At 39.1% G+C, this 12,316-nt stretch carries 11 protein-coding genes; 6 read left to right on the top strand and 5 right to left on the bottom strand.

The features are described from left to right. Positions 1–122: 122 nt before the first annotated feature. From ACLIBG_RS10660 to ACLIBG_RS10650, 3 genes are all read right to left on the bottom strand, one after another. Entirely contained in the window at positions 123–1,583 is a 1,461-nt protein-coding gene (locus ACLIBG_RS10660; RefSeq protein ID WP_439311245.1) for an IS1182 family transposase, read from the bottom strand. A gap of 186 nt (positions 1,584–1,769) precedes the next feature. Next, complete coding sequence (locus ACLIBG_RS10655; RefSeq protein ID WP_439312742.1) at positions 1,770–2,945, bottom strand: acetyl-CoA C-acetyltransferase; 1,176 nt, start codon at positions 2,943–2,945, stop codon at positions 1,770–1,772. Between the two features lie 18 nt (positions 2,946–2,963). Continuing rightward, positions 2,964–5,363: a 3-hydroxyacyl-CoA dehydrogenase/enoyl-CoA hydratase family protein gene (locus ACLIBG_RS10650; RefSeq protein ID WP_439312741.1), complete on the bottom strand. Its 2,400-nt coding sequence runs from the start codon at positions 5,361–5,363 to the stop codon at positions 2,964–2,966. 273 nt (positions 5,364–5,636) lie between these two features. Between ACLIBG_RS10650 and ACLIBG_RS10645 the strand changes: the two genes are divergently transcribed. The 6 genes from ACLIBG_RS10645 to ACLIBG_RS10620 are packed head-to-tail and all read left to right on the top strand — an operon-like array spanning position 5,637 to position 9,372. Next, on the top strand, positions 5,637–6,590 hold the full coding sequence (locus tag ACLIBG_RS10645) for a metal ABC transporter solute-binding protein, Zn/Mn family (protein ID WP_439312740.1): 954 nt from the start codon (positions 5,637–5,639) through the stop codon (positions 6,588–6,590). Between the two features lie 14 nt (positions 6,591–6,604). After that, the gene (locus ACLIBG_RS10640) at positions 6,605–7,360 is read left to right on the top strand and encodes a metal ABC transporter ATP-binding protein (protein ID WP_439312739.1); all 756 of its coding nucleotides are present in this window, start codon (positions 6,605–6,607) and stop codon (positions 7,358–7,360) included. A gap of 16 nt (positions 7,361–7,376) precedes the next feature. After that, positions 7,377–8,234 (top strand): metal ABC transporter permease, encoded by an 858-nt coding sequence (locus ACLIBG_RS10635; RefSeq protein WP_439312738.1) that lies wholly within the window; start codon positions 7,377–7,379, stop codon positions 8,232–8,234. After that, on the top strand, positions 8,227–8,643 hold the full coding sequence (locus tag ACLIBG_RS10630) for a Fur family transcriptional regulator (protein ID WP_439312737.1): 417 nt from the start codon (positions 8,227–8,229) through the stop codon (positions 8,641–8,643). The genes ACLIBG_RS10635 and ACLIBG_RS10630 overlap by 8 nt, the downstream gene beginning before the upstream one ends. Continuing rightward, on the top strand, positions 8,625–9,029 hold the full coding sequence (locus ACLIBG_RS10625) for a fluoride efflux transporter FluC (protein ID WP_439312736.1): 405 nt from the start codon (positions 8,625–8,627) through the stop codon (positions 9,027–9,029). Before ACLIBG_RS10630 ends, ACLIBG_RS10625 begins: the two co-directional genes overlap by 19 nt. Before the next feature lies 1 nt (position 9,030). Then, positions 9,031–9,372 (top strand): fluoride efflux transporter FluC, encoded by a 342-nt coding sequence (locus tag ACLIBG_RS10620; RefSeq protein WP_439312735.1) that lies wholly within the window; start codon positions 9,031–9,033, stop codon positions 9,370–9,372. 430 nt (positions 9,373–9,802) lie between these two features. Here ACLIBG_RS10620 and ACLIBG_RS10615 read toward each other — a convergent pair whose 3' ends face one another. Then, positions 9,803–10,609: a VLRF1 family aeRF1-type release factor gene (locus ACLIBG_RS10615; protein ID WP_439312734.1), complete on the bottom strand. Its 807-nt coding sequence runs from the start codon at positions 10,607–10,609 to the stop codon at positions 9,803–9,805. Positions 10,610–10,736: 127 nt separating this feature from the next. After that, a complete protein-coding gene (locus tag ACLIBG_RS10610) occupies positions 10,737–12,020 on the bottom strand; it encodes a hemolysin family protein (protein WP_439312733.1) in 1,284 nt (427 codons plus the stop codon). Positions 12,021–12,316: the final 296 nt, after the last annotated feature.

Genomic DNA, 12,316 nt, shown 5'->3' with positions numbered 1-12,316 from the left:
GAGGCTGCTGAAAAAGTTGGCTTTATTTAAAAAATAAAAAGGTGTAAGAAAAAAGGAGTAAATTTTCATGATTATGATCAGAAAATACTTCTTTTTTTCTATTTCACAGGTGTTTTATTCACCTATTTTTGATTTATTAACTTGGTGATCCTTTTCATATTAGCCACGAATACGGTGGCGGCTCCTTGAATTTTCATGCCAATCAGACCCGAGGAATTGGCTTTTACATACCCGTGTCTGTGTTTTAATTCGCTGTTTTTAGCTTCAATTTTATAACGCTCTTTCGCTAATCGTTTGAATGCTTCTGTTTCTTGGAATGCCTCCTGAGCAATATGTTCAGTCGATTTAATTGTTACCGAATAGGTTTTTGTTTTTGCTCCATTTTTGTAACAACCATCACGCAGTGGACATACCTTACACTTTTCTACATCAAAATAATATTTTAACTGCGTATTTTTTGATGAATCATCTTTTCTTTTTTTGACTGATTTTTTTACCGCTAAATGCCCTGCTGGGCATACATACATATTTGCGTCTTTATTAAATTCGAATTCCTTTCCTCTTTCACGCTTTCCATTCGTAATAACAGGGTGTAAGCGGGAAATAAATTGTTTTTCTCTTTTTTTCATATATTTTAGATTATCTTTACCCGAATAGGCAGTATCTCCAATCACCGTATCCACTGTCATGCCATTTTTCTCGCTAGTCTCCACTAATTCCTTTAGATATTTTGTATCACTTTTTTCACCTGAAGTAACTACCGCTGCCGTAATGATACGTTCATCGGACATTGCGATATGCGTTTTATAACCTAAAAATGAATAATCAGTCGCTTTATAGCCTTTTCGAGCATCGGGATCTCCACCGTAATTCGCTTCTTCTTGAATATCATCTATGATTTCCTTTACCATATTGATTTTTTCTTTAACGACCGGCAATTGTTTTAATGGTTCCTCTTTTTCTATGACATCGATTACGGTATTCGTATACGCCAGTTCCTCTTCCAGCGAATTAGTAGTTGGCTTGGCTGGGAACTTTCCTTTAATGGATGCCTGGTGTTTATAGACCGTCTTACGCAATAATTTAGATTTTTCTTGGACATATTCTTTAGCCATTTTCGCATGGAAACGGGATGTCGTATGCGTGGCGTCTACAATAATCGTATTACTCGCCAACACCTCATGTTGCAGGGCTAACTCAACCGTCTTATCCACAAGCAGATCCATTAAGTTTTTATCCTTCAAACGTAGTCTGCGGAATTTGGTTAGAGAGCTTGAGTGGATGACAGAAGCTTCCGGAACGAGATCCAAAAAATATTTAAAAGACAAGTCATACCTAGCGCGCTCTACTAAGTCTGCATCCGACAAATCATAGATTTGTTTCAGAAGAAGATACTTAAACATTCGAACAGGCGGCTCGGCATTTCTTCCATTATCTAAACAGTATTTGTCTTTTAGCTCCTCTTCAATAAAGCTGAAATCCACTAACTCTTTCATTTGACGAAGGAAGTTATCTTTCGGAATCAACATATCGTAAAGTTCGTCGTGTGCGCTTAATGGTAATGACGGTTGTCGTTCTAACATTGGAAATCCCCACTTTTAAATATAATAAGTCTATTATAAACTAACTTTCCGGATTGTGAGCTATTTTATAAGGACTTTTTCAGCAGCCTCCTCTTTCCTCCCGCAGGAGTCTCGCATATTCCATTCGCTAGTGTCCTCCATCACACCTAATTTTCCACACGATAATTCAAATGCCCTTCATTTCATTTACAACAACTCAAATACGCCGGCTGCTCCCATTCCACCACCGATACACATCGTTACAACTCCAAATTGTACCTGGCGACGCTTCATTTCATGAATTAGACTTAATGTTAATTTCGTTCCGGTGCACCCAAGCGGATGGCCAAGTGCAATAGCGCCGCCATTAACATTAACAATTTCCGGATCGATATCAAGTGCCTGAATTACCCGAACTGCTTGAGAGGCAAAAGCTTCGTTCAACTCAAATAGACCAATATCTGATTGTTGTAAGCCAGCCAGCTTCACTGCTTTCGGAATTGCTTCAACTGGGCCGACTCCCATAATTTCCGGTTCTACCCCGGCAACTGCAAACGAACGGAATTTTACAATTGGGGTCAGTCCTTCTGCCTTTGCTTTTTCCCGCTCCATCACAAGTACAGATGCAGCTCCATCACTCATTTGAGAAGAATTCCCTGCGGTCACAGTCCCTGTTACCGCAAATGCAGGCCGAAGAGTTGCCAGTATGTCAGCTGTCGTATCCGGACGCACTCCTTCATCTTGGTCAAATTGAAATGACGCTTCTTCAATTTTATTGTTTTCTCCCACTTTGCGTTCCGTTACTTTGACAGGAACGATTTCATCTTGAAACTTTCCTTCCTTTAATGCTTTTGCCGCCCGTTTGTGACTTTCTACAGCAAATGCGTCCTGCTCGCTTCGGGATATGGAAAAGCGGTTCGCCACTTCTTCCGCCGTATGTCCCATCGCCATATAATAGCCGGGAGCATCCTGAACAAGCTTCGGATTCGGTTTAATAACATGCCCGCCCATTGGAATCAGGCTCATTGATTCCGTACCGCCGGCAATAATAGAATCACTTGCCCCAAGCATAATGCGCTCAGCAGCATAAGCGATTGTTTGGAGCCCCGATGAACAATAGCGGTTAACGGTTACGCCTGGTACGTCTTTTTCTAATCCTGCGAGACCGGCAATATTTCGGGCCATATTCATTCCCTGTTCTGCTTCAGGCATGGCACAGCCGATAATGACATCATCTATATTACCGTTATAGTTTCCGGCACGAGCTAGCGTTTCTTTAATCGTAATAGCCGCTAAATCATCCGGTCTCATGTTTGCCAAAGACCCTTTTTTTGCTTTACCAACGGCTGTTCTGGCTCCTGCAACAATAACTGCTTCTTTCAAGACAATTCCTCCTTCAGCTTAATTTCTTAACGGTTTTCCTTTCAGCAACATGTGTTGCATGCGCGCTTGCGTTTTTGGTTCCCCGATCAGGCTTAAAAACGCTTCCCTTTCCAAATCCAGCATCACTTGCTCATCGATATAAGTTCCTTCTCTAATCCGTCCTCCGGATAAGACATATGCGAGTTTTTCGGCAATTTTAATATCATGATCGGAAGCGTAACCCCCATATTGCAATGTTTTTGCCCCGAGCAACATTGCGCCATAACCAGCATCACCGACAACGGGAATTTTTTCTCTTTCTGGTGGCTTGTAATCTGCTTCTGCCAACGCGAGCACTTTCTGCTTCGCATCATGTAACAGGTGATCCGGATTCACACTAATAGAATCAGAAGGACCAAAATAACCTAAATTGAAAGCTTCCGATGCTGACGTTGACACTTTCGCCATTGCTATTTTTTCAAATACATCATTCGCTATTTTTAATCGGTCAAAAGAGATGTCCCGTGGCACACTCCGTAGCATTTTTAAGTACAGTTCTTTCGTTCCGCCCCCACCCGGGATGAGTCCGACACCGAATTCAACGAGCCCAATATACGTTTCAACGGAAGCTTGCACAGAAGCGGCAGGCAAAGTAACTTCTGCTCCTCCGCCAAGGGTCATTCCAAATGGTGCTGTAACAACTGGTTTTTCAGCATACTTTATACTCATTGCCATTTTCTGAAACTGCCTTACAACCATATCCAGTTCAAAGAAATTATCATCCTGCGCTTCCATTAACATAAGCGCAAGATTAGCTCCTACACAGAAATTCTTCCCTTGGTTACCGATAACAAGGCCTTCGTAGTTTTTGGCAACTTCCTCCAGTGCAAAATTGACCATTTGAATAACATCAAGTCCGATTGCGTTGTTCGCTGAATGAAATTCAAGGACAGCGACACCGTCTCCAATATCTATTAAACTCGCACCTGAATTTTTCTTAATAACTTGCTTCTTTTCTTTTACGAGATTCAAATGGATTTCTTTTCTATTAAACTGCTGTTCTATATACTTTCCTTCTTGGTAATAATAAACATTACCATTTTCTTTTTTGTAAAATGTTTCATTACCGTCCTCAAGGAATTTTTCCACCCAATCAGGAATCTGCTCCCCTTCTTCCTTCATTCTCCCAACTGATTGTTGAACATCAATTGCATCCCAAAGTTCAAAAGGACCTAATTGCCATCCAAATCCCCATTTCATTGCCTCATCAATTGAAACAATATCATCTGCAATATCCCCAAGTAAGTGAGCGGAATAAAGAAGCACTGATTTGAGAGTGGACCAGACAAGATCTCCGGCACGATCTCCCCTCGCCTTAATCAATGTTTTCAATTTTCGTTCCACCGTTTTTTCATTTTTAGCCATTTCCACTGCAGGAGATCGTAACTTTTTTTGCTTTTCATATTTCATTGTGTGCGGATTCAGCTCAAAAATTGTACTTCCTTCTTTATCTTTTTTCTTTATATAAAAACCTTGCCCGCTTTTAGCGCCAATCCATCCCTTTTCCAGCATGTCATTCATAAATTCCGGAATGTTAAACGTCGTTTTTTCTGGCCCTTCGACTTGATCGTGTACATTATTTGCTACATGGATAAAGGTGTCCAAGCCAACAACATCTAGCGTACGAAATGTAGCACTTTTCGGTCTCCCAATTAAGCTGCCGGTAACCGAATCCACTTCTCCAACACTATAGCCGTTTTCTATCATTTCCTTTACAGTTACGAGAAGCCCATACGTGCCAATACGATTTGCAATAAAATTGGGGGTATCTTTCGCTTCTACTACTCCTTTTCCGAGTGCATTTTCCGCAAACGCCTTCATAAAGGCTAGCACTTCCGGTTTTGTATCTTTCGTCGGAATCACTTCAAGTAATTTTAAATACCGTGGTGGATTAAAAAAATGGGTTCCTAAAAAGTGTTTTCTAAGATCTTCTGAACTTCCTTCAATCATTTTCTCTACAGAAACTCCTGATGTGTTAGTCGAAACAATTGTCCCCTTTTCTCGATACGCATCAACCTGTTTGAGCACTTGTTTCTTCACTTCTAGATTTTCGACCACGACTTCAATAATCCAATCTACTCCAGATAATTTTTCCAAATCATCGGTTAAATTTCCAACCGTCAGTAAATCCAAGTTTCGTTTGTCCGTTAAAGGAGAAGGTCTTTGTTTTAACAAAGCTTGTTTATTATTCGTTGCAATCCGATTACGAACGATACGGTCTTTCAACGTTAAACCTTTTTGTTTTTCGGATTCCGTTAATTCATCAGGGACAATATCGAACATCATGACCGGTATACCGACATTTGTTAAGTGGGCAGCAATTTGAGCGCCCATCACACCACTTCCTATTACGGCAGCTCGTTTAATGCTTTTGTTCAAGTGTTACCCTCCTGTTCGTTTTGAATGAGTATTCATTCATTATATGAGAAGCATACAGAAATTTAATACACATGTATATATTTACTATAAATTATATTCTGACTTTTCGCAATAAAATTGTTTGAATTTACAAATACATAGAGCGCTCCTCTACAACCAATGGAAATCTGTTAAAAATCTTCCAATGTAGATGTAAATCGGAATGTTTCTTATTTACAAATCGTAACCGTTACGATATAATCGCTCTACAATTTATTTATCCGGGAGGACATGATGTTCAGAAAAAAAGCACTTACCATTGGTTGTCTATTTATTTTATTATTAGTTTTTTCCAGTTGCAGCCCGACAAATTCCAATTATAAAAATGACGACCAATTAATGATATACACTTCGATCTACCCTATTCAATATGTCGCAGAGCAAGTTGCCGGTGATTTGGCTGTTGTTGAATCGATCTACCCGCCGGGAGTTGATGCCCACACATATGAACCTACATCAAAAGAAATAACTGGCATGGCTAATGGGGATATGTTCGTTTATCTTGGTGCAGGACTTGAAGGTTTTACAAATCTTGCTGCAGAAGCGTTGGAATCTAGGGATATTTCGTTTATTGAACTTGCCGAACATGAAACCTTATTTGCTGCTGCCAATAACCATGAACAAGCGAATGATCGTACAGATAATGAGCATGCGCATGATCATGGAGGAATGGATCCACATATTTGGCTTGATCCACTACGTATGGTAGAAATGGCAGCAATTATTAAGGACGAACTTATACAAATACTTCCTGATCAAGAACAAACACTGGAGGAAAACTTCTCTAAAATGAAAAAAGAGATGTTTGAACTTGATCAACAATTTAAAACAACACTAAATAATAAAACGAACAAAAAAATTATTGTCGCACATGCTGCGTATAGTTATTGGGAAGAACGCTATGACATTGAACAAATCGCCGTAAGTGGTCGTTCCTCAGGTGAGGAGCCTTCCCAGAAAGAGTTAACAACAATAGCCGAACAGGCAAAGGAAAATAACATGAAATATGTTATCTTTGAACAAACCGGCTCAGATCGTGTGACGCAGATTATTCAGCAACATATTGATGCTGAAGCCTTATACATTCATAATCTGGAAGTATTAACCGAGGACGATATAGATCATAATGAAAATTATTTAACATTAATGCGTAAAAACCTTGAAGTACTGGATCAAGCGACTGAATAAATAGAGGTGAAATAATGAGTGATTCTGTAATATCTTTAAAAGACATCCATTTTTCCTATGGACAAAAAGAAGTGTTGAATAATATAAATTTAAGCATCAAGCCCGGTGCTTTTATGGGAATGGTCGGTCCAAACGGAGGCGGGAAAACGACGCTAATCAAAATTATCTTAGGACTGCTCAAGCCTGACAGTGGCTCCATTTCCATTTTAAACGAGCCGATTGACTCTTTTAAGAACTGGAATAGGATCGGATTTGTTTCACAAAAAGCAAGCTCTTTTAATAAAGGATTCCCTGCTACTGTATATGAAGTGGTTTCGATGGGGTTAACTGCAAAAGTCGGCTACTTTAAATTCTTTTCAAAAAAAGACAAAGAAAAAGTTATGGAGGCACTTCAACTTGTTGACATGCAAGATTATGCCCACCATAACATCGGCCAGTTATCCGGTGGCCAGCAGCAGCGTGTGTTTATCGCTCGTTCATTAGTAGCTGATCCTGAATTGCTTATATTGGATGAACCGACCGTTGGTGTTGACTATGACAATGTTCGGCGATTTTACGAACTGCTTTACCGGCTCAATAAAGAAAAAAACTTAAGCTTGCTGCTCGTTACGCATGATACAGGGGCAATGACCAAGTATGTTACAGATGTAATCTGCTTAAATAAGACGTTGCACTTTCATGGAAAATCCGAAGAATATACATCGTTATCTGAGCAAGATTTGTCTAAAATTTATGGACATCCAGTACAAATTGTAGTCCACGATCATTAAAGTTGGAGGAACTCCCATGATAGCAGATTTTATCGAATTTGATTTTTTGCGAAATACATTTCTAACAGGCATTTTAATTGGAATTATTGCACCATTACTTGGAACATTTCTCGTTGTCAGAAGGTTGTCCCTTTTGGCTGATGCACTATCACACGTAACATTGTCCGGTATCGCATTTGGTTTATTACTGGAAAAAAATATCGTTGTTTCATTCATTACACCGCTATACAGCGGAATGGTGTTTTCGGTCGTCGGCTCGATTTTAATTGAAAAGTTGCGAACTGTATACAAATCGTATCAGGAACTTGGTATACCGATAATACTAACTGGGGGCGTCGGCTTAAGTGTTATTTTCATTTCCCTCGCCAACGGTTTTAATACCGATTTGTTTAACTATTTATTCGGGTCTGTTTCGGCAGTTAGTAAAGGCGATTTATTGACAATCTTAAGTATTTCGCTGTTCATTATAATTGTCATCGGTTTATTTTATAAAGAACTCGTTACTCTCTCTTTTGATGAAGAACATGCAGTCGTTTCGGGCATCCATGCAAAACGCATTCATTTTATATTCATTATTTTAACGGCACTTGTAATTGCTTCATCGATTCGTATCGTAGGTGTATTGCTCGTCTCCGCTTTAATGACGTTGCCGGTTGCGGCGGCTATGCGCTATGCAAAAAGCTTTAAACAGCTAATCTTTCTGTCCGTCATTTTTGGCGAACTCGCTGTCATTGTCGGACTCATAAGCGGATACTATTTAAGCATCCCTCCTGGCGGAACAATTGTCATGATTTCATTAGTTATCTTACTTTTATCAATCAGTATCAATCGTAAACCCTTCAGGTTGAGTGAAAAGGAGAATTCGAATGGATAAAAAAGAAGCTATTCGTCTGCTGAATAATAAGGGATATAAAACAACGAAGCGACGTAAAGATATACTGAACTATTTTGCGAATGCAGATGGTTACCGAACAGCGAAAGAATTGAACGATTATATGGAATCCATGTACGAAGGGATCAGTTTTGATACTGTTTACCGAAACTTGCACCTTTACCATGACCTGGGGATTTTGGAAGCAACTGAATTGCGTTCAGAGAAGCATTTTCGCCTAAAGTGCGGCGACCATCATCATCACCATTTTATATGCAGTGATTGTGGTAAAACCAAGAATATAAATATATGTCCCATGCATGAAGTAGAAAATCTCTTACACGATTATCTAGTAGAAGACCATAAATTTGAGATTTATGGGTTGTGTCCGGTATGTCAGAACGCGTCATGAAAATGAACGCAACGTATTATGCCGCTATCGGTGCAGGCGGAATGATCGGTGCAGCTTTACGATATGGCGTTTCATTATTATTCGATGATCAATATTCTTACTTCCCATTCGCGACCTTACTTATCAATTTAACAGGGTGCTTTCTGCTCGGTTTTATATTCCATCATCCAAATATAAAAAACAACCGGATTCCAGAGTTAGTTTACCGTGTCATAACGGTTGGCGTGATTGGATCTTTTACAACCTTTTCAACTGTGACAATTGAAATAGTTAATTTATGGGCACAAAATACAACAGCGGCGTTGGTTTATACGTTATTAAGCCTGTTCGGTGGAGTATTGATGGCTTATACCGGAGTAAAATTAGCTCAAGGAAGAAGGGTGTAATATGGGTTTCTTATTTGTCGCATGCGGAGGATTTTTCGGTAGTATCTTTCGCGTCTATTTATCATCCTCCATCCAGAGACCGTTTATCGGTACATGGATTGCTAATATTACAGGCTCTTTATTGCTCGCTGTCATCGTTCGTCTGCATTCGGATGGATACATATCAAACGCAATATGGCTCTTTTCCGGAATTGGATTTTGCGGAGCTTATACAACCTTCTCCACATTCGGCTATGAAACTATTCAATTACTTATAAAAAAACATTATTTTCATGCTGGATTATATATTGCAAGCTCGTTCAGTATTTCTCTCTTGTTCGTTTTTCTTATATTATCGTTTTAAGTGCGTGTTCAAAAAAGAGGATAAAAAGCGCAACGTCGGCTAAAAACGCGACGTCCTGTCGCAACGCCGACACTAGCACTTCCTGTGCGTCGAATATTCAAGGCGGCGCAGCTTTGAGTACCGGGCTTGTACAGGAGGTATTGACTTCTACGTTGCCCACACGACGTGGGCGGTTTTAGTAGAAGTACCTTACCTTAAATACATGAGGAACGAAAAAGCAAGCCAACGCGCTTCCACAGAATGTGGGGATTTCGACGTTCGACACAAATTTTTACGGTGGGACGAAAGCGTAGCTACAGTCCCAGGACGTGTCGATACTTAGTCGAAGTTCCCCTTGATCAAAGCGATTTTTACCGGACTTTTGAACAACCTCTATAAGCATGAAAGCTTGGGAACCTGTTTGAGGTCACCCAAGCTTATTATTTTCCATTTAACCTGCAACTTCTTTTAAAATTTGATCTTCTTTATGTTCCAGCATATTTTTGTGAACAACATGCTGAACCGAAGTATCCATTTGCTTTTTTAACTCTGTTGAATAGTCACTTTCTCCAATAACATAGATTTGTTTCCAATCGTGATTTTTAGCCATTTTGTCCATCTTTTTAGCAATACTTTTATACCAACGGTGTCTATTTGCATTGTAACGCTCTTCGAAATTATCCGTCTGAACATTACCTGAAGCTTGTCCTTGAGGAGTATGAGCTGGCTGTGGGCCTTCCATCTCCCTCCAATCATCCGTATCCAAATCAAGTTCGTAGTAAGATGTTTCCTGCACTTCGTTTAAGTGTGTTTCCATTACTTTTACTTGATTCTTTTGAACAAGAATGATGCCCGTTTCCGGAAATTGTTCTTCCAGCTGTTGTAATTGATCTAATACTGGCGTGTCCTGCCAAAACATTTTAGTCGTTAAGCGCATTTGAGGAAAATAGGAGTACCAAACATCTGACGCTGCAGTTGCAAATACGATAATTCCTCGTCGTAGATTTTTTTCATTTTCATGGACAAAATTGGTCACCTTTTCCTTGACGATTTTAAAATTTTTTAATTCGTCCTCTTTTCCGGATTCTGTTAAATACGATTCAAAATTACGCAAGCCGTTTTTAAAACTAATTCTCCATTTTCCTCCTTGTTGCTCCGGGTCGGATGGGTCCGTATTTAAATACATCGTAAATACTTTATCACTCGTATTTTCTTGATTGATTTGTTTCAATTGTTTAATCGTTTTATTTATTTCCATTAATTATGCCCCTCTCTAGAATGTTTCTTATTTTTGTTTTTCCGCTTTACGCTGTAATTAAACATCTAATAATCCACATTTAGAGTAACCGACAATGTGCTAAAATACCGAGATGGGAAAAGTTCGGTTAGATTTTTATTATTTTTATTTTTTTAACCTGATATCCGTCCATCTCTTCTATTATAAATTGATATCCTGCAAATTCGACGGAGGTACCACTGGTAGCATCAAGATTATGCGTAATCATCCACCCTCCGATAGTGTCTACTTCTGCATCCTCTATTTTTATATCCAGCATTTCGTTAACACCATCGATTAACAATTTTCCATCGACAATCAGTTCATCATTTTCAAGTTTTTCTATCATCGGTTTTTCATTTGCATCAAATTCATCTTGTATTTCACCAACAATTTCTTCAAGTATATCTTCTACTGTTACGAGCCCTGCTGTTCCCCCATACTCATCAATGACAATAGCCATATGTATCCGTTCCATTTGCATTTTAAGAAGAACCTGTTTAATTGGCGTTGCTTCGGAAACATGCATAATCGGGCGAATATATGGTTTTACTGTCTGCTCATCTCTTGATAAGTGCTCTGTTAAAATATTTTTTATATTTACGAGCCCGATAATATGATCTTTATCTCCTTCAGCAACTGGGTATCTTGTAAATTGATCTTTTCGGATTACTTCGATATTTTCCTCCCACGAATCTTCTATAAAAAAACAGATCATTTCCGTTCGCGGAATCATTATCTCTTTCGTCAACCGATCATCAAACTCAAAAATATTATTTACATACGTCATTTCTGATTGATTAATTTCACCACTTTTATAGCTTTCTGAAAGAATTAGACGCAATTCTTCTTCCGTGTGAGCTACTTCATGTTCTTTTACCGGACGAAATCCGAATAAACGGATGAACAATCTTGCGGAACCATTTAGAAGCCAAATAAATGGATACATGATCTTATAAAAGAGTATAAGCGGTTTTGCCAGCAATAACGTAGTAGCTTCTGCTTTTTGAATGGCAATTGTTTTCGGTGCAAGTTCGCCGACAACGACATGCAAAAATGTAATGATAGCAAAAGCGATGGATACGGATAATATTGGTATGATCGCTTCACTGACATGTAACGTTTCAAATAACGGGGTTAACAATCTGCCGACAGTCGGTTCTCCCAGCCAACCCAATCCTAATGCGGTAACAGTAATCCCCAATTGGCATGCAGACAAATAGCCATCAAGATTACTGAGGATCTTTTTAGCGTTCACCGCTTTTTTATTTCCTGCCTCAATTAAATGGTCAATCCGTGTTGTTCGAACTTTAACAATCGCAAATTCAGTCGCTACAAAAAATGCGGTCATTAAGATGAGTATAAGTACCATCAATAATTTAATCGTAATCATTTATTTCCTCCAATGCTGAGGAGCCCACCTCCTTAAGTAGTTATACTGAACTAATTTTTTTAGAAAAAGCAAAACATTAACAAGTACTAGTTTATATATACCAGTTATTCATACATATAATTTACCCAATTAACCAATGAATAAACAGCGCAGACTAAAGAAAAGCGCAAGCGCCCTGCCTAGAAACGTAACGACTGCGCCAGCTCAAAGCTGGTGGTTCGATGTAGCCACGCAAAGTGGCGGTTTTAATCGAACATTCCATAAACATCTTAAGATAAAGGAATCATGCCCCTGCA

It is taken from the genome of Virgibacillus sp. W0181 (assembly GCF_051846915.1).
Taxonomy (GTDB): Bacteria; Bacillota; Bacilli; order Bacillales; family Amphibacillaceae; genus JBPYCR01.
Note: the sequence above shows the minus strand (reverse complement) of the source record. Positions and strands in the feature narration are given on the sequence as shown.